Annotated in this window: 30 protein-coding genes and 1 pseudogene; 13 read left to right on the plus strand and 18 right to left on the minus strand. The window is 67.2% G+C overall.

What is annotated here, in order from left to right:
* The 3 genes from dmpG to OHB12_RS27255 all read left to right on the plus strand — a co-directional run bounded on the left by dmpG (position 1) and on the right by OHB12_RS27255 (position 1,737).
* The gene (dmpG, locus tag OHB12_RS27245; protein ID WP_327111970.1) at positions 1–1,041 is read left to right on the plus strand and encodes a 4-hydroxy-2-oxovalerate aldolase; all 1,041 of its coding nucleotides are present in this window, start codon (positions 1–3) and stop codon (positions 1,039–1,041) included.
* A 70-nt stretch (positions 1,042–1,111) separates the two neighbouring features.
* A complete protein-coding gene (locus OHB12_RS27250; protein WP_040773354.1) occupies positions 1,112–1,327 on the plus strand; it encodes a type II toxin-antitoxin system VapB family antitoxin in 216 nt (71 codons plus the stop codon).
* Entirely contained in the window at positions 1,324–1,737 is a 414-nt protein-coding gene (locus OHB12_RS27255) for a PIN domain nuclease (RefSeq protein WP_327111973.1), read from the plus strand. Before OHB12_RS27250 ends, OHB12_RS27255 begins: the two co-directional genes overlap by 4 nt.
* Before the next feature lie 120 nt (positions 1,738–1,857).
* Here the strand turns inward: OHB12_RS27255 and OHB12_RS27260 are convergent, their stop codons facing one another.
* The 3 genes from OHB12_RS27260 to OHB12_RS27270 all read right to left on the minus strand — a co-directional run bounded on the left by OHB12_RS27260 (position 1,858) and on the right by OHB12_RS27270 (position 3,474).
* Positions 1,858–2,127: a hypothetical protein gene (locus OHB12_RS27260; RefSeq protein ID WP_327111975.1), complete on the minus strand. Its 270-nt coding sequence runs from the start codon at positions 2,125–2,127 to the stop codon at positions 1,858–1,860.
* 229 nt (positions 2,128–2,356) lie between these two features.
* Complete coding sequence (locus OHB12_RS27265; protein WP_327111977.1) at positions 2,357–2,533, minus strand: hypothetical protein; 177 nt, start codon at positions 2,531–2,533, stop codon at positions 2,357–2,359.
* Positions 2,530–3,474 (minus strand): NAD-dependent epimerase/dehydratase family protein, encoded by a 945-nt coding sequence (locus OHB12_RS27270; protein ID WP_327111979.1) that lies wholly within the window; start codon positions 3,472–3,474, stop codon positions 2,530–2,532. Before OHB12_RS27270 ends, OHB12_RS27265 begins: the two co-directional genes overlap by 4 nt.
* A 150-nt stretch (positions 3,475–3,624) precedes the next feature.
* Here OHB12_RS27270 and OHB12_RS27275 point away from each other — a divergent pair, with 150 nt between their 5' ends.
* The 4 genes from OHB12_RS27275 (at position 3,625) to OHB12_RS27290 (ending at position 7,105) form a co-directional block, all read left to right on the plus strand.
* On the plus strand, positions 3,625–4,314 hold the full coding sequence (locus tag OHB12_RS27275; RefSeq protein ID WP_327111981.1) for a TetR/AcrR family transcriptional regulator: 690 nt from the start codon (positions 3,625–3,627) through the stop codon (positions 4,312–4,314).
* 192 nt (positions 4,315–4,506) lie between these two features.
* Positions 4,507–5,322 carry an alpha/beta fold hydrolase gene (locus tag OHB12_RS27280; RefSeq protein ID WP_327111983.1) on the plus strand — a complete coding sequence of 272 codons (816 nt, stop codon included), beginning with the start codon at positions 4,507–4,509 and terminating at the stop codon, positions 5,320–5,322.
* Positions 5,323–5,419: 97 nt separating this feature from the next.
* Positions 5,420–5,827, plus strand: coding sequence for a hypothetical protein (locus OHB12_RS27285; protein WP_327111985.1), 408 nt, complete (start codon positions 5,420–5,422; stop codon positions 5,825–5,827).
* 993 nt (positions 5,828–6,820) lie between these two features.
* Positions 6,821–7,105, plus strand: a complete 285-nt coding sequence (locus OHB12_RS27290) for a hypothetical protein (RefSeq protein ID WP_327111986.1) — start codon at positions 6,821–6,823, stop codon at positions 7,103–7,105.
* A gap of 3 nt (positions 7,106–7,108) precedes the next feature.
* On the opposite strand, the gene OHB12_RS36455 is transcribed toward OHB12_RS27290, so the two are convergent.
* The 5 genes from OHB12_RS36455 to hsaA form a co-directional block, all read right to left on the minus strand.
* The gene (locus tag OHB12_RS36455) at positions 7,109–7,438 is read right to left on the minus strand and encodes a type II toxin-antitoxin system Phd/YefM family antitoxin (protein WP_442799859.1); all 330 of its coding nucleotides are present in this window, start codon (positions 7,436–7,438) and stop codon (positions 7,109–7,111) included.
* A gap of 23 nt (positions 7,439–7,461) precedes the next feature.
* Entirely contained in the window at positions 7,462–8,061 is a 600-nt protein-coding gene (hsaB, locus tag OHB12_RS27295) for a 3-hydroxy-9,10-secoandrosta-1,3,5(10)-triene-9,17-dione monooxygenase reductase subunit (protein WP_442799860.1), read from the minus strand.
* Entirely contained in the window at positions 8,058–8,963 is a 906-nt protein-coding gene (hsaC, locus tag OHB12_RS27300) for an iron-dependent extradiol dioxygenase HsaC (RefSeq protein WP_327111988.1), read from the minus strand. The genes hsaB and hsaC overlap by 4 nt, the downstream gene beginning before the upstream one ends.
* Positions 8,964–9,030: 67 nt before the next feature.
* Positions 9,031–9,912: a 4,5:9,10-diseco-3-hydroxy-5,9,17-trioxoandrosta-1(10),2-diene-4-oate hydrolase gene (gene hsaD, locus OHB12_RS27305; protein ID WP_327111990.1), complete on the minus strand. Its 882-nt coding sequence runs from the start codon at positions 9,910–9,912 to the stop codon at positions 9,031–9,033.
* A gap of 9 nt (positions 9,913–9,921) precedes the next feature.
* A complete protein-coding gene (hsaA, locus tag OHB12_RS27310; protein WP_327111992.1) occupies positions 9,922–11,085 on the minus strand; it encodes a 3-hydroxy-9,10-secoandrosta-1,3,5(10)-triene-9,17-dione monooxygenase oxygenase subunit in 1,164 nt (387 codons plus the stop codon).
* 194 nt (positions 11,086–11,279) lie between these two features.
* Here hsaA and OHB12_RS27315 point away from each other — a divergent pair, with 194 nt between their 5' ends.
* From OHB12_RS27315 to OHB12_RS27325, 3 genes are all read left to right on the plus strand, one after another.
* Entirely contained in the window at positions 11,280–12,554 is a 1,275-nt protein-coding gene (locus OHB12_RS27315) for a Rieske 2Fe-2S domain-containing protein (protein ID WP_327111994.1), read from the plus strand.
* On the plus strand, positions 12,554–12,883 hold the full coding sequence (locus tag OHB12_RS27320) for a hypothetical protein (protein ID WP_327111995.1): 330 nt from the start codon (positions 12,554–12,556) through the stop codon (positions 12,881–12,883). Before OHB12_RS27315 ends, OHB12_RS27320 begins: the two co-directional genes overlap by 1 nt.
* A 156-nt stretch (positions 12,884–13,039) precedes the next feature.
* A complete protein-coding gene (locus tag OHB12_RS27325; protein ID WP_327111997.1) occupies positions 13,040–13,858 on the plus strand; it encodes an MBL fold metallo-hydrolase in 819 nt (272 codons plus the stop codon).
* Between the two features lie 2 nt (positions 13,859–13,860).
* On the opposite strand, the gene OHB12_RS27330 is transcribed toward OHB12_RS27325, so the two are convergent.
* Complete coding sequence (locus OHB12_RS27330; RefSeq protein ID WP_442799861.1) at positions 13,861–14,274, minus strand: cupin domain-containing protein; 414 nt, start codon at positions 14,272–14,274, stop codon at positions 13,861–13,863.
* Positions 14,271–15,350 carry a saccharopine dehydrogenase NADP-binding domain-containing protein gene (locus tag OHB12_RS27335; protein ID WP_327111999.1) on the minus strand — a complete coding sequence of 360 codons (1,080 nt, stop codon included), beginning with the start codon at positions 15,348–15,350 and terminating at the stop codon, positions 14,271–14,273. The genes OHB12_RS27330 and OHB12_RS27335 overlap by 4 nt, the downstream gene beginning before the upstream one ends.
* A gap of 96 nt (positions 15,351–15,446) precedes the next feature.
* Between OHB12_RS27335 and OHB12_RS27340 the strand changes: the two genes are divergently transcribed.
* Positions 15,447–16,364, plus strand: a complete 918-nt coding sequence (locus OHB12_RS27340; RefSeq protein WP_327112001.1) for an AraC family transcriptional regulator — start codon at positions 15,447–15,449, stop codon at positions 16,362–16,364.
* A gap of 211 nt (positions 16,365–16,575) precedes the next feature.
* Here the strand turns inward: OHB12_RS27340 and OHB12_RS27345 are convergent, their stop codons facing one another.
* From OHB12_RS27345 to OHB12_RS27380, 8 genes and pseudogenes are all read right to left on the minus strand, one after another.
* Complete coding sequence (locus tag OHB12_RS27345; RefSeq protein WP_327121538.1) at positions 16,576–17,328, minus strand: DUF427 domain-containing protein; 753 nt, start codon at positions 17,326–17,328, stop codon at positions 16,576–16,578.
* Between the two features lie 93 nt (positions 17,329–17,421).
* A pseudogene (locus tag OHB12_RS27350) lies at positions 17,422–18,026 on the minus strand (MFS transporter); the annotation flags it as partial.
* A gap of 12 nt (positions 18,027–18,038) precedes the next feature.
* Entirely contained in the window at positions 18,039–18,497 is a 459-nt protein-coding gene (locus OHB12_RS27355) for a MarR family winged helix-turn-helix transcriptional regulator (RefSeq protein WP_327112003.1), read from the minus strand.
* A gap of 122 nt (positions 18,498–18,619) precedes the next feature.
* Positions 18,620–19,672 (minus strand): acyl-CoA dehydrogenase family protein, encoded by a 1,053-nt coding sequence (locus OHB12_RS27360; protein ID WP_327112005.1) that lies wholly within the window; start codon positions 19,670–19,672, stop codon positions 18,620–18,622.
* Complete coding sequence (locus OHB12_RS27365; RefSeq protein WP_327112007.1) at positions 19,669–20,700, minus strand: acyl-CoA dehydrogenase family protein; 1,032 nt, start codon at positions 20,698–20,700, stop codon at positions 19,669–19,671. The genes OHB12_RS27360 and OHB12_RS27365 overlap by 4 nt, the downstream gene beginning before the upstream one ends.
* A gap of 91 nt (positions 20,701–20,791) precedes the next feature.
* The gene (locus tag OHB12_RS27370) at positions 20,792–21,934 is read right to left on the minus strand and encodes an acyl-CoA dehydrogenase family protein (RefSeq protein WP_327112009.1); all 1,143 of its coding nucleotides are present in this window, start codon (positions 21,932–21,934) and stop codon (positions 20,792–20,794) included.
* Positions 21,934–22,890: an enoyl-CoA hydratase gene (locus tag OHB12_RS27375; protein WP_327112011.1), complete on the minus strand. Its 957-nt coding sequence runs from the start codon at positions 22,888–22,890 to the stop codon at positions 21,934–21,936. The genes OHB12_RS27370 and OHB12_RS27375 overlap by 1 nt, the downstream gene beginning before the upstream one ends.
* Positions 22,890–24,443, minus strand: a complete 1,554-nt coding sequence (locus OHB12_RS27380) for a FadD3 family acyl-CoA ligase (protein WP_442799862.1) — start codon at positions 24,441–24,443, stop codon at positions 22,890–22,892. The genes OHB12_RS27375 and OHB12_RS27380 overlap by 1 nt, the downstream gene beginning before the upstream one ends.
* Positions 24,444–24,529: 86 nt before the next feature.
* On the opposite strand from OHB12_RS27380, the gene OHB12_RS27385 reads away from it, so the two are divergent.
* Entirely contained in the window at positions 24,530–25,738 is a 1,209-nt protein-coding gene (locus OHB12_RS27385; RefSeq protein WP_442800142.1) for an acyl-CoA dehydrogenase family protein, read from the plus strand.
* Positions 25,735–26,532, plus strand: a complete 798-nt coding sequence (locus tag OHB12_RS27390; RefSeq protein ID WP_327112017.1) for an SDR family oxidoreductase — start codon at positions 25,735–25,737, stop codon at positions 26,530–26,532. Before OHB12_RS27385 ends, OHB12_RS27390 begins: the two co-directional genes overlap by 4 nt.
* The last annotated feature ends 113 nt before the right edge of the window (positions 26,533–26,645 follow it).

Raw genomic sequence — 26,645 nt, forward strand, 5'->3', positions numbered from 1 at the left:
ATGTCCTACTCAGCAGAACTCGACATCCGCGTCACCGATACCTCGCTGCGCGACGGATCGCACCACAAGCGCCACCAGTTCACCGCCACGGAGGTGCGTGACATCGTCGCGGCACTGGACGGCGCGGGCGTTCCGGTGATCGAGGTGACCCATGGCGACGGCCTGGGCGGCTCGTCGTTCAACTACGGCTTCTCCAAGACGCCTGAGCAGGAACTGGTCACGATCGCCGCCGAGACGGCGAGGCAGGCCAAGATCGCCGTGCTGATGCTGCCCGGCGTCGGTGTCAAAGAAGACATCAAGGTCTCGCAGGACAACGGCGTCTCCATCTGCCGTATCGCCACCCACTGCACCGAGGCCGACGTGTCCATCCAGCACTTCGGGCTTGCGCGCGAACTCGGTCTGGAGACTGTCGGATTCCTGATGATGTCGCATACCCAGCCTCCCGAGGTGCTGGCCAAGCAGGCCCGCATCATGGCCGACGCGGGCTGCCAGTGCGTCTACGTGGTGGACTCCGCGGGAGCCCTTGTCCTGGAGCAGGTTTCCGATCGGGTGGCAGCGATCGTCGCCGAGCTCGGCAATGACGCCCAAGTCGGCTTCCACGGCCACGAGAACCTGGACCTCGCGGTCGCCAACTCGGTCTATGCGATTCGCGCTGGCGCCACCCAAATCGACGGCAGCGCCCGTCGTTTCGGCGCGGGCGCGGGTAACACCCCGGTCGAGGCCCTGATCGGTGTCTGCGACAAACTCGGCATCAAGACCGGCATCGACTTCTTCGCCATCGCCGACGCCGCCGAAGACGTGGTCCGCCCCGCTATGCCGCAGGAATGCCTGCTCGACCGCCAGGCCCTGATGATGGGCTACGCGGGTGTGTACTCCAGCTTCCTCAAGCATGCCGAACGCCAGGCCGAGCGCTACGGCGTCTCCACCGCCGAAATGCTTGTGCGCGCGGGCAAACGCAAACTCGTCGGCGGGCAGGAAGACCAGCTCATCGACATCGCCCTGGAACTCCAGCGGGAAGCCACGGCCGCGCGGGTTGGCTGATAACATCGCGAATGTAATGTATCCATGGTGATATCATGTATTCAATTCAAGATATCACCGGAGGTGCGCCATGACTCGGACAGTGATCGACCTCGATGACCAACTGGTTGCCGATGTGTCCAAGGCGCTCGGCACCGGAACGAAAAAGGAAACGGTGAACGCGGCCCTTCGTGAGGTGCTGGAGACCCGTCGTCGGGCGCTGGCTCTCACCCGTCTTCAGGATGCTGTCGCCGATGGCGCATTCGACCTGGATGTCCTCGAGGACAAGCGGAAATACCGTCGGTGAGCGCGGCTCAGTTCCTCATCGACACGAGCGCTTTGGTCCCGCTGTTCAGGCGCGACAACGAGGCTGTCGCATGGCAGCGTGCCGCCGCTGCCGGACTGATTGCGATCTGTCCGATAACCGAGCTCGAGTTCTTCTACAGTGCACGCTCTTCAGCTGACCGTCAGCGAGCGATCGAGGATATGAGGTCGCTGTTCGGCTGGGAGCCGGTCGATGATCGCGCGTGTGACCGGGCTTGGGCGGTACAGGGAGAACTGACGAAGCGAGGGCGACATCGCAGCGCGGGCCCGGTCGATCTGGTCGTGGCCGCCACCGCCGAGCTCCGTGGGCTGACTTTGCTGCATCGGGATCACGACTTCGACTGCATCGCCGCGGTGACCGGCCAGCCACATCAGTGGCTCGGCTCGAGCTAGTGGTTGCTGCGCAGCGTCCATCCCCACGATACGGGCCGCATCCTCCTCAGCGGCGAAATGCTCATCGGCCCGGTGGGGCGAAGCGGATCAGCAGGTACCAGCATGCGGTAGGACGGGTTGTCACCAGGGATGGCAGCGGCCGTCCCAGTGGCCCCACCCGTCGTGTTCGTCGTTGTGCCACGCTCCGTGCCGGTCGCAGTGCCAGTCGTTGCGGAAGGGATCGCCCGGGTCGTGCCACCCTGGACGATTCCAGCCGCCCCAGTCGCGATCCTGATGAGTTGGGAACTGTGCACCCGGCACTGCGGCGGTGGCAGATCCGGCGAGCGGCCCGACGAATGCGGCACCCGCCGCGGCGACTACCGCCAAGGTGCCGGCAAGTTTCATTTTCATGGCAGGAGCCTTTCGGAGGACGAGATACGTGCGTGACGGGACCATTCCAGTCCACCGATGGCGCGGCGACAACGGAGTTCACGGGATTCTCAGCACACTCCCACCTGCGTTCTCAGCACACTCCCACCGGCGAAGGGGATCGAGGAACAGAACTGCCCAAATCCGGCACCAACGCGTCCGAGTAGGGCCTTTGCCGCCCTACAGAATGTCCATCACCCCCGGACCGGACCTACGGGCCGGCGCCGATGATCGGGATCATCCCCATGTGGGCGCGGTCGACGCGCTTGCGGTAGATCTGCCTGGAGTCCGTGGTGGGTGACTCTGCCTTCGATCGCTCAGGCTGCCACTTCTCCGGTTGGCGTTCGAGGAAGTTCCAGGGCGCATGGGTCGTACCAGGTGTTGTCACGATCGCTTCGCCGTACTCCGCGCTGTGGGCAGGTTGTCGAGGGTGGCTTGCACGGCAACTGCGGTGGCGGTGGGTTCGATACCGAATGTCGCGCTGGCAGCGGCAGAATCGAGCACGAATGGCTGGTCGAACTGATACCGCACTTCGCGCATCTCGCGGGCATTCGAATCGAACAGGCCCCCGGCCCACAGCACTGCCGCGGGCATGTGGCGCACTCGCGCGGGCGGTGCGCCCGCGAGGTCTGCCGTCAGCTCGGCGAGCGCGCGTACCGACAGCGGTGGCGCGGTGGGTGCGTGCCATGCTCGGCCCCAAGCGGTTTCGTCATCGGCGACGGCCACGAGGGTCCGCGCCATGTCGTCGATGACGGTCCAACTGTGCGGCGCATCCAGATCGCCGGGGAACAGCGCCGGTTTTCCCGCGTGGACGGCAGGAAGCACCATAACCGTGAACGCCGAATTCGCTCCGGCGCCAAGGTAATCGGATCCGCGCACCTCGGCAGTGTGAATACGGCCCGCTTGGTGTGCGGTCAATGCCGCATTCCAGAGTTCGGCTCGCGTGCGACCTTTCGTGGAATTGGGACGGAGCGGGTGTTGTTCGGTGATCGGCGCGTCCACCGCGCCGTAGCCGTAGAGGTTTCCGGCGGTGACAAGCACCGCTCCGGTTTTCTCCGCGGTGGAAATCGTGGACTGGATCAGCGGCGGGAAGTCGGTGGGCCACCGGTGGTACTCGGGCTGGGCGCACTGATAGATCGCGGTAGCGCCCGCACTGTGCGTACTGAGGCTGGACGAATCGGTGGCGTCGGCGGCGATCCGCTCGATCCTTCGGTGTTGCGGTCCGGTGCCGCGGCGGGTGATGAGGCGAACCTGGTCGCCCCGATCGGCAAGCAGCAGCGCGGTGGCCGAACCCGCCGGGCCTGCTCCGATGACGATGTGAATGGACATGTTCGTGATCCCGTCTGACGTTCCGTTTCGAGAACACTGTTCTCGATGTCTCGGATCATCGTATGGGCGACCGTCGATCTCTGTCAAGAACGATGTTCTTGAAAAGGTCCGCTGTTCTTCCGGTGACTAGTTGTTCTCTATACTGCGGGTATGTCCGCACCGTCACTGCGCGCTCGGGTCCGTGCCGAAATGACCGAGGAGATCAAGGCTGCCGCTCGGAAACGGCTGGCCGTCGACGGCGCGAACCTGTCACTGCGCGGTGTAGCCCGGGACATGGGCATCGTCGCCTCCGCGCTCTACCGGTACTTCCCGAGCCGCGACGACCTGCTGACCGCCTTGATCATGGAGGCTTACCAGTCCCTCGGCGCGGCCGCCGCGGCGGCGGCCGCGCAGGCGCCTGCGCACGAGTACCGCGAACGGTGGTTGGCGGTCTGCTGGGCCGTGCGTGACTGGGCCACCGCGCACCGGGCCGAATACGGGCTGCTCTACGGCAGCCCGGTTCCCGGATACGATGCCCCGAAAGACACTGTCGCCCTGGCATCGAAGGTGGTGCTGCTGCTGTCCGCCATAGCTGCCGACGCCGTCGCCGCGGGCCGCCTCGATCCCGCGCCACTGTCATCACCCCTGCCCGAACCGGTGCGCGCGGACCTGCGGACATTGATCGAACAGCAGGCATCCGATCTGCCCGAGGAAGTTCTCGACCGCGTCTTCGTCGGCTGGACCCAACTGTTCGGCTTGGTCACGTTTGAAATCTTCGGCCGCCTCGACGGCACCATCGAGGCCCGCGCCGGCTACTTCGAGCACCACATGAACCTGATGGCCGACCTCGTCGGGCTATAGGAAGCGGACTCGAAACACCTGATCGTCGTGCCCATTCTGTCCAGCTGGGCGGAAGCTGCCAACAAGCCGACTCGAGGCGCTGATCAAGCTTCACAACGGCCCGCGCAGCGCCCTGGCCTGGCGCGACCAGGTGGAACACCGTGTCAGGCCGGTGTCAGGGTGGTGTCAGGTCAGACGCTGACACTTGCTGCCATGACGAAGAACAGCACCTCCTCGACCAGTTCGAAGTGGACCGGAATGGTGCCGGTCGATGACACCTCCCTGGCCGTGACCGACACCGGTGGCCCCGGCCGGCCCGTCGTCTACCTCAACGGCGCCTACGCCGATCAGTCGCACTGGCTGCGGGTGATCGCCGAACTCGGGCCCGGCTTCCGGCACATCACCTACGACGAGCGGGCCCGCGGCAAATCCGAGCAGTCCGCGGATTACTCCTTCGAAGCCTGCTTGCGAGATGTCGATGCTGTCCTCGCGGCGCGTGGGGTGGCGCGGCCGATTCTGGTGGGCTGGTCCTACGGTGGGGTGCTGGGGTGGCATTGGGCCGACCGGAATCCGGACCGTGTCCTGGGGGTGGTGACCGTGGACGCCGCTCCGTGCGGCTTGACCGGCGAGGAAGGCGCTGAGCGGATCCGGAAGTTGTTCCACCGGATGCGGTTTGTGCTGCCGCTGGTGCGCCCATTCGGCATGGCCGCGCGCATGACCGCCGCTCAGCATGCCGAGTCCAACATCGAGCTCAACGAGATCGCCGCGGCGAGCGTGCCGGTCCTCAACCGGCTGACCTGCGCCGTGCGGTTCGTCCTGGCCACTGGTGACAGCCTCGGCAGCCAGAAAGGGGAGATGGAACAGGCGCGGGCCGCACTCGAACCGGTCCTCGCCCACAACCCGAACGTCACGGTGAGCGCGAAGGTCGCGAGCAACCACTCCCACATTCTGCGCAAGGACTTCCGCGCCGTCGCCGAGGCTGTACGCGAGACGGCAGCGGCCCATGACCAGGAGGGTTCGCCGAGCTGAGCGATTTGGATACCACCCGGGCGCCGAACCGACCGCATTCCACCATTCATCCGTTCAATCGAACTTCACCACAACAGATTTGAAGGAGCACACAACCATGTCCATCACCCTTACCGACCAGGACAAGAGCACCCTGCAGACCGCCGCGTACGGTGCCGTGTCGCTGATGGTCGCCGTTGATGCCACCGGCAAGCCCCACAAGGTCGCCACGAACGGTTCCCTCGCTTTGTCCTCCGCGACCGGCCTGGTCGGGCACGTGCTCGCCGCGAAGTCGAAGGACATCGACCTGAACGGCAAGAACGTAGCCGAACTCGCCGATCACGTGCTGCCGGCCCTGACCGCCGCCATGAGCCTGCTCGAGAAGCAGGATCCGGCCGAGGCCGACAACTTCCGCAGCACGGTCCTCGTCGCCATCGAAGCAGCCAACCGGACCCACCAGGGCGAGCCCAGCCCGACCCTGGCCGAGATGACCCGCAAGATCACCGCAGCCCTCGACGCCGCGTGAGAGGAAAATCCGGCCGGGACCATCCTGCCGGATTTCCCATCAAGCTACGCCTTGACCGGGCCGAGGAAGGTCAGATCAGCAGCAGCTCGGCCATACGCGCATCGAGCGTCCGTGCGACCTCGGATCCCGGAGCCCGGACATGTATCAACGTACGGGCGTTGCGCAGCTGGCCAGAGACCCGCGCTGACCCGTTCGCGGCCTCGGCCTCCAACACCCTCGAGGATTGCGCTCAGCCCGGCGTCGGCGGCCACAGAGGGCTTGCCGACCTCCTCGGTCATCCCGGACCACTCCGCCATTGCCATCGCACCGGCGGCGTCGTCACCGATCTCGTCCGCGACGTCTCGCGCGGTTTCGAAATGCTCCTCCGCTGAGCCAGTACGCCCCAGGTCGAACTGTTGCCATCCGGCCGAGGTGGAAATCTTGCTGCGAAGCGACTCAACCGGCGTTCCAGCGGATCCCGTGGACTGTTGACAGCGGCGAAGAGCAGGGAGTCGCGCGATGCTCCGTGGACGAACAGGTGGTTGAGCACCCTGAGGGGTTTCGTGCGCGACCCCGTACGGCTACCGCGCCGAAGCCGACGACATCAACCGAACCGCGGCCGCCCGATCGGAAGAATCCTGATGAGCGAGAAGACCTTCCACGTCCAGTCCGGGGCGGTTCCAGTTCGGGCCCCTACAGTGGACGCATGGATGACCGCGCCCACAGCGCCGATCTGTTCCTCGACAAGTTCCACCCGATCTCCCTGGGCTCCTTGAAAGGCGAGCTGCTCGATAATTCCGCTATCGGCCCGGCTCCGGCACTCACCTGGTCACTGGAATTCGACTGGCCTGAAGGGCACCCCTCGGTGGACATCATGATCGACGGGATCCCGCTGGATGTACCCTCTTGGCGCGAACTCGAAGGCGCACAGGTCGAATGCACTGCAAGCGACGAGCCGATCGCGGCATACGTGTGCGACGGTGACCACTTCGAGTTCGAGTACGTGCACATCCAGTGCTACGTCAGGTCGGCACAGTGGCGCGGCTTGCCATCAAGCTGGAGGACTGCGACGAGCAGTTCAGAATCCAGCTGGCCGATGGCGAGACAGTCGAACTCGACCGGATCTGGGCGACGGTGGATGTCGACTTCGAGGGTATTCGAGTGAAACCGGACGTGGACCGAGAATTGGCCGAGTTCACCGACACTGCCGGTTTGGTGTTCGACGCCGCCTCTGGCTGGTACACGCCTGATCCCACCGCCGTCACAAATAATTGTGCTGCGGCACAAAACCATTCGTGACGATCAACGGCACACCTCTTCGACCCCAGTGCAAGGTCGGTGGGCGGGGACCACGCATCCGGGTCGCCTCTCGAGGCGACCGCCCTGGCCCGCGCCAGCGGCCGCCTGACACATCAACGTGTAGTCGACCCGAGGCAGTCTGCGATGCCGTTCTACGAGTTCTTCAGCAGTCAGCCGCTGCCGTCGCGACACCGGTCGCAACTCGGCGACCTCGATGCCGTTCCGTGTCACCCGAAACGTCTCGCCGGATTCCACCTCGTCCATGACGGCAGCAGAGTTGTTCCGGAACTCTCGCTGTGTGATCACCTTCATGAGCTGAGTGTGGCACCGCATAGCCCCGGTAGCTACGCGGGCGGTTACAGCCAGGTGTCCAACGTTGTCGTGGTGAGGAAGTGTTCGAGGTCGGCGCGCCAGGGGGCCGGGGTGGTCTTCTCGGGTTCGATGGCGGTGTATTGGCCGCGGTAGAACAGCAGGGGGCGGCCGGAGGTTGTCGTCTCGGACATCGCTTGGACGCGGCCGATCACGATGTAGTGGTCGCCGCCGTCGACGACGCTGTCCACGGTGCACTGGATAGTGGCCAGCGCGTCGTCCAATAGCGGAAGGTCCAGGTCGGAGGTGTGCCAGGCGGCGTCGACGAACTTGTCGGGTTCGCGGGAGCCGAAGCGGGCACACAGCTCGCGCTGTTCTTCGGCGAGCACGTTCACGCCGAAACGTCCGGACTTCTCGATCGCCGCCCAGGACCGGGATGCCTTGGTGGGGCAGAACAGCACGAGCGGCGGCTCGAGCGAGAGGGCGGCGAAGGACTGGCAAGCGAAGCCGATCGGGGACTGATCGCCGTCGATGGTGGTGATCACCGTGATGCCGGTGCAGAACTGCCCGAGCACATTCCGGAACTGCCGTGGATCGATCTCGACTCGCCCATCCGCGGTCACCGTTTCGCTCGCCCTCTCGGTCACTGCTGCCGCTGCCCGACGGTGAAGTCGTGGCCCCACAGACTCACCGCGGTGGATTCCCTGGCGATCCAGTCGCTGTCGTCCACTTCCAAACCCTCGCAGCCGAATTCGACGTCGAATCCGCCCGGTGTCTTCATGTAGAACGAGAGCATCTTGTCGTTGACGTGCCGCCCGAGTGTCGCCGACATCTTGACCTTCTTGCGCAGCGCGCGGTCCAGGCACAGCCCGACGTCATCGGCGTTGCGCACCTCGAGCATCAGGTGCACGATGCCGCTCGGCGTCGGCATGGGCAGGAAGGCCAGCGAGTGGTGGCGCGGGTTGCAGCCGAAGAAGCGCAGCCAGGCGGGTTCGCCGTCGGCCGGGCGCCCGACCATCTGCGGTGGCAGTCGCATCGAGTCGCGCAGCCGGAAGCCGAGCACGTCACGATAGAACTCCAGCGCTGCCTTGTCGTCCTTGGTGCTGAGCACCACGTGCCCGAGCCCCTGCTCCTCGGTGACGAACCTGTGCCCGTAGGGGCTGACCACCCGGCGATGCTCCAGCGCGGCGCCGTGGAACGCCTCGAGGGTATTGCCGGAGGGGTCGTCGAAGCGGATCAGTTCGTGGACTCGGCGGTCGGCCAGTTCCGCCGCGGTGCCCTCCTTGTAGGGCACACCGGCCGCGTCCAACCGGTTGCGGATGTCTTGCAGCTCTTCGGCATTGGCGGTCTCCCAGCCCGAGATCTGCAGCTGGTCCTTCGTGCCGGGGACGATCACCAGCCGGGCGGGGAACTCGTCCATGCGCAGATACAGTGTCTCCGGGTTGGAGCCCTTGCCCTCGACCATGCCGAGCACCTTGAGCCCGTATTCCCGCCAGGCGGCCATGTCGGTCGCCTCGATGCGTAGATATCCCAGTGAGCGGATTCCCATCACTTCTCCTGTGTCTCGCGGAAGTTCCCGCACTCTGTCGGCGAGATGAGCGCTTCGCGATTTTGTCTCATCGCGCCTCCTTGACGTCTGCGAGGAAATCGATGGCCAGTCGGTTGAACTCGTGAAACTTCTCCAGCTGAGCCCAGTGTCCGCAGCCGCCGAAGACGTGCAGCTGAGCGCGGGGAATCACCTTCGTCGCCACGAGCGCGCCGTCGAGCGGGTTGACCCGGTCCTCGCGACCCCAGATCAGCAGCACCGGCTGACGCAGTTTGTAGGCGTCGCGCCAGAGCATGCCCTTCTCGAAGTCCGCTCCGGCGAACGACTTACCCATCGCGCGGGTCGCCGCCAGCGCTTCCGGCGTGCTCGCCGAGGCGAACCGCTCGTCGATCAGCTCGTCGGTGATCAGCGACTGGTCGAAGACCATGATGCGCAGGAACGCCGCCAGGTTCTCCCTGGTCGGCTCGTAGTTGAACTTGGAAAGGAGCTTCACGCCCTCGGTCGGGTCGGGCGCGAACAGATTGGTGCTCAGCCCGCCGGGACCCATCAGGATCAGCTTTCCGGCCCGATCCGGGTAGTCCAGCGCGAACCGTACCGCGGCGCCACCACCGAGCGAATTGCCCAGCAGGTGGACCCGCGAGGTGATCTGCAGGTGGTCGAGCAGATCCTTCAGCGCCGAGGCGCTGTGCACGAAGTACTGCGGATGCTCGGTCGGCTTGTCCGAGCGGCCGTATCCGGGCTGATCCACGGCGAGCACATGAAAATTCCGCGCAAGCACGGCGATGTTGCGTGCGAAGTTTGACCACGACGACGCGCCGGGGCCGCCGCCGTGCAGCAGGACGATTGTCGGGCCGTTGCCTTCACCCGCCTCGTGGTAGTGCAGCCGCAGGTCGGGGCGTACCTGCGCGTAGCGCGATGTCGATTCGGCGGTGAGTTCCACGGTCGAGGTCACGGTCGCTCCCTATACCATGCCGTCGGTGACGGGCAGCCCGAACTCGTGCGTGCCATACATCAGGTACGCGCGCTCGGGATCGTTGGCCGCGTGCACCCGGCCCGCGTGCGCGTCACGCCAGAAGCGTTGCAGTGGAGTGTCGTTCGCCAGCGCGGTCGCGCCGGAGCTCTCGAACAGCTTGTCGATGGCGGCGATCGAGCGGCCGGTGGCTCGCACCTGGTCGCGCCGCGCCCGCACGCGCAGGTCGAACGGAATCTCCTTGCCCGCCACCAGCAGCGCGTACTCGTCGGTCACGTTGCCCGACAGCTGCCGCCATGCCGCGTCTATGTCGCTGGACGCCTCCGCGATGCGCACCTTGGCGAACGGGTCGTCCTTGGCCTTCTCGCCCGCATAGGCCGCGCGCACGCGCTTGCCCTGGTGCTCGACGTGCGCCTCGTACGCGCCGTAGGCCATGCCGACGATCGGGGTGGAGATGGTGGTGGGATGGATAGTGCCCCAGGGCATTTTGTACACCGGGTCTGAATTCTGTTCCAGACCAGGCGATTTCAGCTCACTCATGGCGCGGAAGCTCAGGAACCGATGTGAGGGCACGAAGACGTTCTCGACCACCACGGTGTTGGAGCCGGTGCCGCGCAGTCCGACCACGTTCCATACGTCATCGATGCGGTAGTCGTCGCGGGGGATGAGGAAGCTGCCGAAGTCCACCGGCTTGCCGTTCTTGATCACCGGACCGCCGAGCACCGCCCAGGTCGCGTGGTCGCAACCGGACGACCAGGCCCACGCGCCGTTGACGAGGTAGCCGCCGTCGACGACCGTGCCCGCCCCCATCGGCGCGTAGGACGAGGAGATCCGCACTTCGGTGTCCTCGCCCCAGACGTCTTCCTGCGCTTGCTGCGCGTACAGGGCCAGATGCCAATTGTGCACGCCGACAATGCCTGCCACCCAGCCGGTGGATCCGCACGCGCTGGCGATCTTGCGTACGGTGTCGTAGAAGAGCACCGGGTCGGCCGCGTGGCCGCCCCACTGCTTGGGCTGGAGCAGCCGGAAGAAGCCGGTCTCCTGCAACGCCTTCATGGTTTCGTCGGGGATGCGCCGCAGGTCCTCGGCCTCCTGCGCGCGCTCGCGCAGCGTCGGCAACAGCGCTTCGACCCGTTCGGTCACTTCTCGCGTCATCTCGGGACCTGCTCCTGCCTGGTCGATTGATAACCAACTCTCATTTGTCTCTGAGACTAGAACAGGTTCCTATTTCTGTCGAGAACCGGTGTTCACCCTATGTCGTGAATGGACCCATGCAGGAAGTGGGGTGAATCGCTGGCGTCGAGGACGTCAATTTTGTAACGTGTTCTAGTACAGAAGGAGGAATCGCGATGGCAGTTACCCCACCGCCGCCGAGCGACGGGCCCGGAGGCGGCAGCGTGCGTAACCCCGTAGGGACCCGCGAGGCGGCCCATTCAACGCCGCGGAGCGGTGCGAGGGTCCGGGATCTGGATGTCGGCACCACGCCGAGCCGGTATGCCCGGGGATGGCACTGCCTTGGCCTGGCCAAGACGTTCCGTGACGGCAAGCCGCACGCGGTCAACGTGTTCGGGACCAAGCTCGTCGTCTGGGCCGACAGCCACGGTGAACTGCGGGTACTCGACGCCTACTGCAGGCACATGGGCGGCGACCTGACCATGGGCGAGGTCAAGGGCGACGACATCGCATGCCCGTTCCACGACTGGCGCTGGTCGGGCAGCAACGGCAAATGCACGGCGATTCCCTACGCGCGGCGGGTGCCGCCGTTGGCGCGCACCAGGAAGTGGACCACGTTGGAGCGCAACGGCCAGCTGTTCGTCTGGCACGACCACGAGGGTACCCAGCCACCGCCCGAGGTCGCCATCCCGCACATCAAGGGCCCCTACACCGATGCGGACGGCAACCCGACCGAGGAAATCGACAGCGGGTGGACCGACTGGACCTGGAACTCGATGCTGATCGAGGGCGCCAACTGCCGCGAGATCATCGACAACGTGGTCGACATGGCACACTTCTTCTACATCCACTTCGCCTTCCCGACGTACTTCAAGAACGTCTTCGAAGGCCACATCGCCACCCAGTTCCTGGAGACCAAAGGCAGGCCGGACATCGGAATGGCCTCCAAGTACGGCGGCGACACCCTGCTGAAGTCGGAGGCGTCGTACTTCGGGCCGTCGTACATGATCAACCCGCTGATCAACATCTACAGCGGCTACGAAGTCAAAAGCGTGCTGATCAACTGCCACTACCCGGTGACACAGGACTCCTTCGTGCTGCAGTGGGGTATCACGCTGGAGAAGCCGAAGGGCGTCGAGGGCGATATGGCCGACCGACTGGCGGAGAAGATGACCGAGGGCATCAGCGTCGGCTTCCTGCAGGACGTCGAGATCTGGAAGCACAAGTCCAAGGTCGAGAACCCACTGCTGTGCGAAGAGGACGGCCCGGTCTACCAGCTGCGTCGCTGGTACGACCAGTTCTACGTCGACCTGGCCGACGTCACTGAGAAGATGACCCAGCGCTTCGAGTTCGAGGTGGACACCAGCAAGGCGAACGAGGTATGGGAAGCCGAGGTCGCGGAGAACCTGCGGCGCAAGCGCGAGGTCGAGGAAGCCGAGGCCAACGTCTGATGGTCACCTGGGCGAAGGCACCCGATTTCGCCGACCAGCCCGGTCGGCGGGCCGAAGTGCGCGCTCAGACCGTCGTCGACAAGCAGCGCTACCTGGAGGACGGCCTGACTCCGCTGCGGTGTCAGGCCTGCCGGAGTGAGGTGCTGGTGCGCAAGAGCAGTTCGCACCAGACCTCGGTGCAGTGGACCGACGACCCGGCCAGTCACTGCCCGGTCTTCGCCGAGCTGAGCGCGAACGGCTTCGGGCCGGGTCGTCCCGACTCCTGCCCGCAGCTGGAGCGCACCATCAAATGGGCCGTGGACGAGGGCGTGCTCGAAATCCCTGAGTAACCTGGCTACCCGCGCCGTCCGCGTGCCCGGTTCGCCTGCCGATCGCCGTGCCGGACACCGCGCTGTCGCGGCCGTGCCGTGATCCCGCTACCTTGACGGAAACAGAAATACCGGCGAGCCGGATCGGATCCGGCGCCGCAGGAGGGAGTTTCCGCGATGCTGGTGCGGCATCTGGACTGCGCGACGATGTGCCCGGTCGGCGGGCGTGCGCTGCTCGGCAGCGGTGGGCTGCTGACCGGCGCGCTGGTCGGCCACTGCCTGCTCGTGGAGACCGCCGATGGGCTCGTGCTGGTGGACACCGGGTTCGGCATGGCCGATGTGATCGACGCGAGCAGGCTGGGCGCAGGCACCGGACGGCTGCTGCGGCCCCGGCTGCGTCCGGAACAGACCGCGTTGCACCAGATCCGCGCGCTCGGCTATCGGCGCGAGGACGTCCGGCACATCGTGCTGACCCATCTCGATCTCGATCACGCGGGCGGGCTGTCCGATTTCCCGGACGCCACCGTGCATGTCTTCGCCGACGAACTGGACGCCGCGACCCAGCGCCCGACCCTCGGCGAGAAGCTGCGTTACCGGCAGTGCCAGTGGGAGCACGGGCCCCGTTGGCTCGCACACGAAACCGGCGCCGATTCGTGGTTCGGCTTCACCGCGGTGCCGGTGCTCGAGGACATCCTGTTGATTCCGCTGATCGGGCACACCCGAGGGCACAGCGGCGTCGCGGTCCGGCAGAGCGACGGCTGGCTGTTGCACTGCGGCGACGCCTATTTTCATCACAAACAGCTGGCCTCGGTGAAGGCGCGTCCGCCTGTCGGGCTCGGCGTCTTCGAGGTGCTCGCGAGCACCCTGGGACGGGCGAGAGTGGAGAACCTGGAGCGGTTGCGCACGCTGCGCGCCGAGCACGGTGACCGGGTGTGGCTGTTCTGTGCGCACGACCCGCACGAGTTCGCAGAGCTGGCCGCGGTTCCGGTGCGCTGAGCTCAGTCCATCCGGAAGTCGGCGAAGTCGAATCCCGGCGAGACGATGCAGCTGACCAGCGCATAGTCCTCGCCCGCAGGCCGGGCCGCCTGGCTGACACCGCCGGGCACCACCGCTTGCGGCACCTGTCCGTGCTCCACGTCGGGGCCGAGAATCACTTCCTCGCCGTCGATGCTCAGTGCCAGCGGGCCGCCACGATGCCAGAGCCACAGCTCGTCGGAGCGCACCGTGTGCGGGGCCGACCGCTCGCCCGGCAACAGCAGGAAGTAGATCCCGGTCGCGGTCGCGCGCGGACCGTCGTAGTCCGCCGGCGCGAATTCGATGGCGCTGCGCCAGGTCTCGCGGTACCAGCCGCCCTCGGGATGGGGTGCGAGATCGAGTGCGACGGCGAGTGGCGGTCGGTTGTCGGTCATCATTCGACTATGCCCGCTCGATCCGCCTCGATGTGCCAGGTGATTCCGAACGGCGCCAGCGCGTCGAGGAAGTCGGCCGCGTCGAAGGCTTCGGCGGCGGCGAGCGCACCCGGCCGGGTGGCGCCTTCGGTCAGGCGGACGGCGGTCTCGACCGCCATCAGCGCCGAATCACGGTAGGAGTCGACACCGCGCACCACGCCGCGGACGTTGCGGCCGTCCGCGCCGAAGGCATCGACGACCAGGTCGTAGTGCAGGTCCGCGCTGGGTGCGTCGGGCAGCGAGTCGATGATGTCGGCGGTGAACCCGCTCAGCGTGTCGAGGATCGACGTGGCAAGGACGCCCTCGACATAGGAGACGTCCGAGTGCCGTGGGATGGTCAGGACCGGCGGCTGCGGGAACTTCGCGACCGCGGTCGGCTGGGTGTCGCCGGGAAACATCATCTTTCCGTGGCGTGCGGTCGCGCCGGTGCGCAGTGTGCCGTCGGCGTAGTGCCAACCACCGCTGCGGAACCAGTCCAGGCTGGCGAACACGGTCTTCGCGCTGCCCTTGGAACCGTGGCCGCCGCTCTTGCTCAGGTGGCTCACCACCACCTCGGCCGGTCCGGCGGCTTGGCGGGTGGTGAGGTAGCCGAGCAGATCACCAGGCAGATTGCTGTCGGTGATACCGGAGACCACGCTCACGCCCGCTGCCTCGGCGCGCGGTCCGAACTCCTCGAAAACCCGCTTCAGGAACAGTTGCTCACCGGACATGTCCGTGTAGTGCGCGCCCGCGTCGATGGCCGCCGCGAGCACTGCGGGACCGTGGTTCACGTAGGCGGGCAGGCTGCTTATCACCGCGTCGGTGTCGCTGAAAGCCGCGACGAGGGCCGCGTGATCGGTCAGATCCGCGACCTGTACCTCGGCGCCGGGCAGGCCCGCGGCTGTCGCGGCGGTCCGGATTCGATCGGCGTTGCGACCCACCAATACTGGAGTGATGTCGCGGCGGCGCAGTTCGGCGAGCAGATAACCGCCGGTGTGGCCGGTGGCGCCGTAGACGGCGATGGTCTTGGTGGTGGGCCCGGTGGTGTTCGTCGATGTCATGAATCAGAATCTATGACTGGCAGATGAGTAAACCAATGGCTGCAACACTCACAAATATGCCTGAAACTCTCATTTTGAGAGTGCTACGGTGACACGGTGGACATCCTCAGCGAAACCATCGCGGCCATCCGCACCGGCAGTCCGACCTCCGGCCTGTTCATCCGGCACGCCCCATGGGGCCGCAAGTATCCCGTGGTGCCCGGCGCGGGCTTTCACGTGGTGATGCAGGGGTCGTGCTGGGTGGTGCCGCCGAGCGGCGAGCCGATGGCGCTCGGGGTCGGGGACGTGCTGTTCATGCCGCGCGGCGCCGATCACGATCTGGTCGACAGCCTGGACAGTCCGGTCACCGAGACGGCGTTGCCCGGGGAGCCCAGGGAGATCGTGGGGCCTGGCGTGCGGACCGCGCTGCTGTGCGGTGCATACGAACTCGGCAGGCAGCGCAGCCATCCGATCCTCGACGATCTGCCCGAATTCATCCATCTCGCAGCGCGTCCCGGCCGTCACCCGGCGCTGCGCGGCGCAGTCGATCTGCTGGCCGCCGAGATCGCCGAGCCGAGGCCAGGCAGCGACGCCGCCGTACCCGCGCTGCTGGAAACGCTGCTGCTGTTCATCCTGCGCGCCTGGTTCGACGAGCAAGCTGACGCGCAAACTACCGGCTGGGCAGGCGCTTTCGCCGATCCCGCGGTCGCAGCGGTGCTGCGTGCGGTGCACGAGAAGCCCGCGAAGGCGTGGACCGTTCCCGATCTCAGCGACGTAGCAGGTGTCTCCCGCGCCACCCTCGCCCGCCGGTTCACCGCGACCGTCGGCGAACCGCCACTGGCGTATGTGACCCGCTGGCGCATGCTCACCGCCGCCCGTCTGCTCCGCGAAACCGACAGCGGTCTCGGCAGCGTAGCCCGCCAGGTCGGCTACACCTCGGAATTCGCCTTCGCGAAGGCATTCAAACGCGAATACGGCCTGGCCCCAGGCCGATTCCGCCGCGCAGAGGACAACCCGCCGCTGGTCGCGGTCTGATCGAGTGGCCCACACCGCCGCGCCCAGCGGAACCGGCTTCGGCCTCGGTCCGGACGGCGGGATGGAAAACGGCGGTGGAAACCGTGCGCGCCGAGGCCGTGATCCAAGCGCGCCGAGCGCTGCTCGATCGGTGGCTGCCCGAGGGGCGTCGTCGGCGCTCTTGGTGCGCGCTGGACAGTTCCACCTTGCCGTGCGGCGCGGGGGATTCAGCTCAGCTGAACGGTGAGTGGGGCCGTTCCTGGAGTTCGCCGTCGACGTAGATGTCTACCTTCTCGTTGTAGAAGCAGACCAGGCCGGCGACCTTCTGGCTTTCCGGGAGCGGGGTGCGATAGCCCCAGGCGTAGTCGGGATATTCCTTGTCGGCGATGTGGACGGTCCAGTAGTCGGCGGTGCCCTTGTAGGGGCAGCTGGTGTGCGTGTCGGATGCCTTCAGCAGGTCCATCCTGGCGTCGGTCATCGGCAGGTAGAACCGTGCGGGCAAGCCGGTTTCGAAGAGGACGCGCGGCGAGTGCGAGTCGGCGACGGTGACGCCGTCGATCACCACCTTCACATGTCGCGAGCTGGCCAGGATGTCCACCCGCGAGTACGGATCTCGCGGGTGGACATAGACCGGCTCGTCCTCCTCGAACCATTCGTCCATAGCGTTCCACTCCAGCCGGACCAGTTCGCGCAGTTCGGCGAGTGGTGAATCGTGATACCGCGCCGCCGCGCCGGCGCCCGTCGTGCCGTCCACCACGACGTCGTAGCCGGTCGCGTCGCCGCGGCTGGGGGAGTGCTGGGTGGTTCCGTTCGGCTCGAGCTTCGCGCGCACATCCGCGACGGGCAGGTAGTAGGTCGGATAGTGCGGGCTCTCCCACACGAGCACCGGTTTGGCGGAGTCGGCCACCAGCTGCCCGCCCAGATAGACCCGCACCCGCTTCTGGCTGGTCTCGACCCTGACACGTCCCCGCTTCGCTTCGGTCATACCTCCTGACCGTACTCCTGGCGGCGGCTGGCGCCCGGGCCGAAAACGACCGAGGCTGCCACGCTCGTTGCTGCCTCCGGTGCGCGTCTGATCGTCGCCGACCGTGATGGCCTGCGCTTCCTCGATGCTGTGGGGCGCCGGGTCGTGGTCATCGACGTGCGCGAGGGTCGCGCGACCGGCCGCAGTACGACCACCGCGGCGGCGGTGCACGCAGCACCGACCCAGAACGGCAGTGCGATGCTGTGCTCGCCCAGCTTGCCCGCCAGGTACGGCGCCGCCCGCGAAGCGGACGAAGCTGTAGGCCGCCGACACGGTCGAGTGCTCCACCGGCGCTGCAGCCGCGGAGCGCGGAACACCGACGCGAGCGCCAGCAGTACTCCCCAGCCGCAGAAGATGAAGCCGATCGCGTAGGTGCCCATGTCCAGCGGGAACGGTGTGTACGCGAGCAGCGTGAAGAAGCCGAAGTTGTACAGCAGCGCGGTCAGGCTGACGATCAGCAGCCCGCGGTGGCGCAGGGCCTGGAACGGCGCGGCGATCGAGGTGTGGTGCGTGGGCTCGGGGCTTTCCGGCAGCAATGTGACGATGCAGACCAGCGCGATGGCCATCAGCGCCGAGACACCGAAGAACGGTCCGCGCCAACTGATTCCGCCGAGCACACCGCCGACCAGCGGACCGGTCGCGATGCCCATGCCGATGGCCAGCAAAAGTGCTCATCGGTGTTCCCTCGATGTCGGATCGTGCTGTCGCGTTGCCGTTTTCAAGGCCTCCAGCAGTTCATGTAGTTCGGCGTCCAGCCGCACGAGGCGTGCGGTGTCGAAGCCGGAAAGGCGTCCGCCGATCGCGTCGGCGAAGGCTTGGCGGGACTGGGCGAGCCGAGTGCGGCCGGCCGCGGTGAGTTCGACGACTACGGCTCTGGAGTCGCCCGGATCCCTGCGCCGGGTCGCGAATTCTTCCGCGACCAACTTACCGATCAGCGCCGTTGCCGCAGGCTGTGAGCATCGGTCGATCCTGGCGAACTCACTGACCCGCACAGCACCGTGTTCGTCGAGCACCGCGAGTGCTCGCAATGTGGCCCGCGGCAGATCGTCGCCGCTGATCATCCCGGCCAGCCGAGTGAGCCTGCCCGCGGTGACGAGGAGGTCGACGACGATGTCATCCGCTGTGGTCACTTGAGCATGCTGCACGGAAATATTATTATATAAACTAACTATCTATCTCTCGTGAGGTCGGCCACCGCAAGCGGTCGAACCACGCCGCGACCCGGCTCAGTCGGTGGGAGACCGCCACGGCCTCACGCCGACTGAATCGGCCGCCGCGGCGTGCCGAACAACTGGGCATCCCCATGTGCGCGCTTGAAGAACAGATGCGCGTCGTGCTCCCACGTGATCGCGATGCCGCCGTGCAGCTGGATGGTCTCGGCCGCGATGGCGGAGAACGCCTCCGAGCAGTGCCCGCGGGCGGCCCACACGTCCTCGGCGGCCGACGGGCTGTTCGTCGCCACGGCCGCGGTGGCCGCGACGGACGCGGACCTGGCAGACTCCAGCAGCACATACATATCCGCCATGCGGTGTTTGAGTGCCTGGAAGCTGCCGATCACGCGGCCGAACTGCACCCGGGACTTGGCGTACTGCACCGTCATCTCGAGGCAGCGTTCCGCGGCACCGACCTGCTCGGCGGCCACAGCGGCCCAAGCGATTTCGCGCAGCCGCGCGATGGCGGCCGTCGGATCGCCGGAGCCGAGGCGGTGGGCGGGCGCCGCGGTGAAGGCGATCTCGGCGAGCCTGCGGGTGGGGTCCATGGTCGGTGCGGACCGCAGGGTGATATCCGCGGAGGTGGGCTCGACCTCGAAGAAGCCGGTCGGGGTCACGGCGACGAGGGTGTCGGCGGACATCCCGTCGAGCACGTAGTGCGCCGTGCCGGTGAGCGCTCCGTCCGCTTCGCGCACGCCGTACTCGTCCCAGCCGCCCTCGTCCGCCCAGCAGACCGCGATCGTCCTGGCGCCCTCGGCGACCCCGGGCAGCAGCCGCGCACACGCCTCGGCATCGTCCGACAGCAGCACAGCCTGCGCACCGACCACGGCCGAACCGAGCATCGGCACACCCGCGAGTGTTCGGCCCACTTCGCCAACCACCAAAAGGGATTCGACCAGCCCGGCGCCGAAACCGCCGTACTCCTCGGGAATAGCCAGCGCGCCCACCCCGATCTGCTCGGACAGCAGCCGCCACAACGCTGGGTCGTAGCCCAACTCGGTATCCATCGCCGCACGTACCGCGGCGGACCCGGCGTGCTTGGTGAGCAGCGCCCGCACCGACGCGATGAACTCCTGATGTTCGGAAGTGCTCATGCGGTGCCTCGCAGTGCGCGGTCTTCGACGGTGTCGTCGCGCAGCGCGCGAGCGATCCGGGAACGATGCAGATCCGTTGTGCCCCAAGCGGAGCGAAGCGCCGTCACCTTGGTCAGCCACAGCGACAGGTCGTACTCGGCGGTGTAGCCGATCGCGCCGTGCACCTGCAGTGCGGCGCGCGCCGCCCGGTAGGCGGCGTCGCCGCAGGCGATCACGGCGGCCGATACGTCACGGGCGCGGGTCGGTTCGCTCATGGTCAGCGCGGCGCGGAAGAGCAGTGGCTCGGCCAGGTCCAGCGCGATCAGCACGTCCGCGAGCTTCTGTTTCACGGCCTGGAACTCGCCGATCGGCTTGCCGAACTGTTTGCGCTGCTTGGCGTATTCGGTGGCAGCGTGCAGCAGCGACCGACCCGCGCCGAGCAGCTGAGCCGCGCAGGCCAGCGCGCCGGTGTCGAACCCGGCCGCGGCGGCGACGCGCACCTGCGGCCCTTCGGCGACCATGTCGTCGGCGTCGACGGCGAACAACCTGCGCGGGGCATCGACCGACCGCACCAGGCCGGCGCGATGGCCGGTGCTCAGCTGGGTGCCGTCGACGTGCAGCACGACCTCGGCGGTGTCGGCGTCCAGGGCGACGCTGCTCTGGCCGGGTGTCGCGAAGGCCACGGTGCCCAGCGCCGCGCCCCCGGCGAAGCCGGGTAGCCACCGTGCGGCCAGACTCTGATCCGGAAGTGCTTGCAGCAGAGCGGGTATCGCTGCGGCAGTCTCCACGAGCGGGCCCGGCGCAGCGGACCTCCCGATCTCCTGGAACGCCACGACCAGATCGATCGGCTCGGCGCCGACGCCGCCGTGTTCCTCGGCGACGGCGAGGCCGAGGACACCAGCCTCGGCCAGCTGCCTGATCAGTGCGCGGCCGGGGCGCGGGTCACCAGCGGCCCAGGCGCGCACCGCATTCGTCGTGCGCCCCGCGTCGAGCAGCTTGCGCAGACTTGTGCCGAAGTCGAGTTGTTCGGAACTCAGCGCGAATCTCATCGAGCCCTCCCTTCCATATGCGACTCCCGCGTCGTAGAAGCAGACCAATAGATGGCTCGAGACGGGTAGTCGCCGGACAGGTATTGCACACTCATCGGCTGCTTCCTCTCGGTAGTCCGAGCAACCGCTCGGCGATGATGTTGCGCTGGATCTCGTTGGTGCCCGCATAGATCGGACCGGACAGCGCGAACAGATATCCGTCGGTCCACGCCCCGGACCGCTCGGCCGCCCCGCCGAGCACCGCCAGCGCGGTCTCGTGCATGGCGATGTCGAGTTCGGACCAGAACACCTTGGTGATCGAGGATTCGGCGCCCAGCTTTCCGCCCTCGTCGAGCCGGGTGACGGTGCCGAAGGTGTGCAGGCGGTAGGCCTCGCTGCCGATCCACGCGTCCACCACGGCGTCACGCTGGGTGGTGTTGGTACGGTCGCCGTTGTCCAGCCACAGATCGATCAGCCGCTGCGCGGTGGCGCTGAAACGACCCGGGCTGCGCAGCGAGAGGCCGCGCTCGTTGCTGGAGGTGCTCATCGCGACCCGCCAGCCCTCGCCAGGCGCGCCGATCACGTCGCGGTCGGGCACGAACACGTCGTCGAGGAAGATTTCAGCGAAGCCGGGCTCGCCGTCCAACTGTGCGATCGGGCGCACCTGCACACCGTCGGCGGTCAGCGGGAACATCATGTAGGTGAGGCCCTTGTGTCGCTCGGCCTCCGGGTCGCTGCGGAACAGCCCGAACGCCCAGTCCGCGTAAGCGGCGCGCGAACTCCAGGTCTTCTGGCCGCTGAGCAGCCAGCCACCGGTGGTGCGGCGGGCGGTGGAGCGGATGCCTGCCAGGTCGCTGCCCGCCTCCGGCTCGGACCATGCCTGCGCCCAGATGTCGTCGCCACGCGCCATCCGCGGCATGATCCGTTCCAGCTGCTCGGGCGTGCCGTGCTCGAAAAGTGTCGGCGCGAGCAGGAAGATGCCGTTCTGGCTGACCCGCCCCGGTGCGCCCGCGGTGTAATACTCCTGCTCGAACAGCACCCATTCCAATAGCGAGGCGTTGCGTCCGCCGAACTCCTCCGGCCAGGCGACCACGGAGAGGCGCCCGTCGGCGAGGGTGCGCTCCCACGCGCGATGCGCCTCGAAGCCGGCCTTGGTGTCCATCGAGGGCAGCGGTCGGGTGGGTTTGTTCGCGGCGAGGAATTCGCGGACCTCCCGCTGAAATTCCTGGGCCGGCTGGTCGAGATCCAGATCCACTACGTTGTTCCGTTCTGTTCCGCGGTGCTCGCCGTGTCCTTCATCGACTTGGCGTTCATGCCGCCCAGTGCGTCGGCGCCGACTTCCGCGTTGTGCGCGTGCGCGAAGTGGTGCAGCCCGAAAACCGAGTCCATCCCCGAACGCATACCCATCAGGTCTTCGGCTTGGTTGACCGCCTTCTTGGTCAGCGCGAGGCCGAATTGCGGCATGGTGGCGATCTTTTCGGCGAGCGCCATGGTCTCGGCCTCGAGCTCCGCGCGCGGCACCACCCGGTTGACCATGCCCCATTCCTTGGCCTGCGCCGCGCCGAATCGGTCGCCGGTGAACAGGAACTCCTTGGCCGCGCGAGGGCCCATCACCCAGGGGTGCGCGAAATATTCGACGCCCGGAATGCCCATGCGGACAACAGGGTCGGAGAAGAACGCGTCGTCGGAGGCGATGATCAGGTCACACACCCATGCCAGCATCAGCCCACCGGCGATGCAGGCGCCCTGCACCATCGCGATGGTCGGTTTCGGCATCTCCCGCCACCGCCTGCACATGCCGAGATAGACCTCGAGTTCGCGGGCGAAACGCTGGTCGCCGCCGACCCGGTCGACGTGGTCCCACCACAGTGCTGCCTTGTTCTGGTACCGCACGTGGTGGTCGCGGCCGGGGGTGCCGATGTCGTGCCCGGCGCTGAAGTGTTTCCCGTTGCCTGCCAATACGATCACCCCTACCTCGGGGTCCTCCACGGCGCGCTCGAAGGCGGCGTCGAGCGCGTAGGTCATCACCGAGTTCTGCGCGTTGCGGTAGTCCGGCCGGTTCAGCGTGACAATCGCGACGCGGCCCCGCTTCTCGTAGGTGACGACTTCGCCCTCGTGTTCTTTCCGCCCTTCCGCGCTGTGTTCTTCCCGCCCCTCCGCGCTGTGTTCTTCCCGCCCCTCCGCCCCGACGGGGATTGCCGGTTCCGACATTACGACTTCTCCTCACGTAATTGACGCTTGAGTACTTTCCCGGCGGCGCTGTAGGGCAGCTGATCGCGGAACTCGACGAACCGCGGCACCTTGAAGTTGGCCAGTACGGCGGTGGCGTGGGCGAGCACCTGCTCCTCGGTGAGCCGCGTGCCGGGCTTGCGCACCACGTACGCCTTGCCCACCTCGCCCATCCTGGTGTCGGGCACCCCGACGACGGCGGACTCGGCTACCCCACCCAGCCGGGCCAGTGCCTGCTCGATCTCGGCCGGGTACACATTGAAGCCGCCCGAGATGTACATGTCCTTGAGCCGGTCGGTGATCTTCAGATACCCGCGGTCGTCGAGGGTGCCGATATCGCCGGTGTGCAGCCAGCCCTCGGCGTCGATGGTTTCCGCGGTGCTCGCCGGGTCGTTCAGGTAGCCGAGCATCACGTTGGGTCCGCGCAGCAAGACCTCGCCCGCCTCACTGAGGCGCAATTCGAAGTCCGCTATCGGCCTGCCACAGGTGTTCGCGATGGTCTCGGCGTCGTCTTCAGCGCGGCACATGGTGCCGAATCCCGCGGCCTCGGACAGGCCGTACGCGGTGATGACGACATCGAATTCGAGTTCTGAACGCATCCGCTCGACCAGCACGACGGGCACCGTCGCCGCGCCGGTGACGGCAACGCGCAGCGTGCTCAGGTCGTACTTGTCGCGGTCGGGGAAGTCGAGGATCGTCTGATAGATGGTCGGCGGCCCCGGCAGCACCGTGACCTTCTCTTCGGCGACCGAGCGCATGGTCTCCGGCACGTCGAAGGTCACCTGCGGGATGATCGTTGCCCCGGTGACCAGGCAAGCGAGGATGCCCGCCTTGTAGCCGAAGTTGTGGAAGAACGGGCTCACCACCAGATACCGGTCGTCACCGCGCAGCGTGGCGCATTCCGCCCAGGCCCGCACCACCGACAGCGCCTGCCGATGCGCGACCAGGGTGCCCTTGCTGCGACCGGTGGTGCCGGAGGTGAACAGGATGTCGGAGATGTCGTCGGGGCCGACCGTCGCGGCGCGTTCCTCCGCCTCGGCCACCGTGACCCGTTCGGCGACGGTCGCCAGCTCCGACCAGTCCAGAGCGGCGATGTCGGTGTTCTCGCCGCCCGCCTGGACCGGAATGACCACCACCGTGTCGATGGCGAGATCTCGTGCGGCAGCGCGTAGTTCGGCGAGCCGGTCGCGGCCGAGGAAGTTCCCCGCGACGAAGAGGGCCTTCGCCTGCACCCGGTCGAGCATGTCGGCGGCCTCGTCGGCGACATAGCGGGTGTTCAACGGCACCAGTGCCGCGCCGGCGTAGTGCGCGCCGAGCGCGGCGATCACCCAGTGGTGGGTGTTGGGGGCCCACATGGCCACCCGGTCGCCGACCCGCACACCGCGCGCGATCAGCGCCCGCGCCACCTCCTGGACCGCCTCGAGCAGCTGCGACCAGTCCAGTTGGACCGCACCGTCGGCGATGGCCGGTGCGGCGCCGAACGTGCGGGCGGCCTGGTGCAGTGCCATCGGTGTCGTTTGTGCAGGGGTTGTCACGGTTGTCCTTACCGTCCGTGCGAGCCACTTATGTCCGTGCTCTACAAAGCAAGTGCTTGGTAGGTTATCCTACCGGCGTGGGTGCTATCCAGACCTCAGAATCCGACACCGCCGCGCCGGACGGGCGGTTTTCCGCTGCGCAAGACGCACAATTCGCCACCGAGGTGCGCGAGTGGCTCGCGGAGAACCTCGACGGAGAATTCCGCGAGCTGCGCGGCCTCGGCGGTCCCGGCCGAGAGCACGAGGCCTTCGACGAGCGCCTCGCCTGGGATCGGCACCTGGCCGCGGCGGGGTGGACCTGCCTCGGCTGGCCGAAGGAGTACGGCGGCCGCGCGGCGACTATGCGCCAGCAGGTGATCTTCCACGAGGAGTACGCCAAGGCCGACGCGCCCGCGCGGGTCTCGCACGTCGGCGAGGAACTGCTCGGGCCCACCTTGCTCGCCTTCGGCACCCGAGCGCAGAAGGACCGGTTCCTGCCGGGCATCCGCGCGGTCACCGAGCTGTGGTGCCAGGGCTACTCGGAACCGGGAGCGGGTTCGGATCTGGCCGCGATCAGCACCGCGGCGCACCTGGACGGCGCCGAGTGGTCGATCAACGGGCAGAAGATCTGGACCTCGCTGGCGCACGTCGCGGACTGGTGCTTCGTCGTCGCCCGCACCGAACGTGGGTCCACCAGGCACAAGGGCCTGTCCTACCTGCTAGTCCCGATGAAACAGCCGGGCATCGACGTGCGCCCGATCATCCAGCTGACCGGCACTTCGGAGTTCAACGAGGTCTTCTTCGACAATGCGCGCACCGCGGCCGACCTGGTGGTCGGCGAGCCAGGCGACGGCTGGCGCATCGCGATGGGCACACTGACCTTCGAGCGGGGTATCTCCACGCTCGGCCAGCAGATTCGGTTCGCACGTGAGCTGGCCGATATCGAGGCGCTGGCCCGTCGCACCGGCGCGGCCGACGATCCGTTGATCGCCGACCGGATCGACCGGGCCTGGGTCGGGCTGCGGGTTCTGCGTGCGCACGCGATGCGCACCATGGAGGGCGCGGGCGTGGACGATGGGGGCGGCCAGGCGTCGGTGGCGAAACTGTTGTGGGCCAACTGGCATCGCGGCCTCGGCGAGCTGGCCATGGCTGTGCTCGGCGCGCGAGGGTTGGTGGCGGGCGAGGACGATCTCGACGAATGGCAGCGGCTGTATCTGTTCACCCGCGCCGACACCATCTACGGAGGTTCGAACGAAGTGCAGCGCAATATCATCGCCGAGCGCGTGCTCGGCCTGCCGCGCGAGGCGCGCCCGTGACGGGGCCGCTGTCGGTTGCCCCCGCGCCCGTTCCGGGGCACAGCCTCCTGACCGGACGCGCCGCTGTGATCACCGCCGCCGCCGGCACCGGCATCGGCTCGGCCACCGCGCGCAGGCTGCTCGCCGAAGGCGCTGACGTGGTCGTCTCCGATTGGCACGAGCGGCGTCTCGCGGAGACCGCGACCGAGCTGGCCGCCGAGTTCCCGAACCGGCGGGTCGCCTCGATCGCGTGCGACGTGCAGAGCACCGAGCAGGTCGACGCGCTGGTGCGCGGCGCGGCCGAGGCCATCGGCCGGATCGACATCATGGTCAACAACGCCGGGCTCGGCGGCGAGACGCCGGTGGTCGACATGACCGACGAGCAGTGGGACCGCGTCCTGGACATCACTTTGACTGGCACCTTCCGCTGCACCCGCGCCGCGCTCGGCTACTTCCGCGACGCCGGCCACGGCGGCGTGATCGTGAACAATGCCAGCGTGCTCGGCTGGCGCGCGCAGCACGGCCAGGCGCACTACGCCGCGGCCAAGGCCGGCGTGATGGCGCTGACCAGGTGCAGCGCGGTCGAGGCCGCCGAACTCGGCGTCCGGATCAACGCGGTGGCGCCGAGTATCGCCAGGCACGCCTTTCTGGACAAGGTCAGCTCGACCGAATTGCTCGACCGGTTGTCCGAGCGCGAGGCATTCGGTCGCGCGGCCGAGCCGTGGGAGGTCGCCGCGACGATCGCGATGCTGGCCAGCGACTACACCTCCTACCTGACCGGCGAGGTGGTCTCGGTCAGCAGTCAACGCGCCTGAGCCGCTGTGTTTGTTTTTGCAGCGCCTACGGCGCCGCGAACGTACAGTGCTCGGTCTCGCTGCGGGGTCGGGCCGAGTGGTTGAGTTCGGGCCGATCGCTGTGGGGAATGCCT

The sequence above is a fragment of the Nocardia sp. NBC_01730 genome (assembly GCF_035920445.1).
Classification (GTDB): Bacteria; Actinomycetota; Actinomycetes; order Mycobacteriales; family Mycobacteriaceae; genus Nocardia.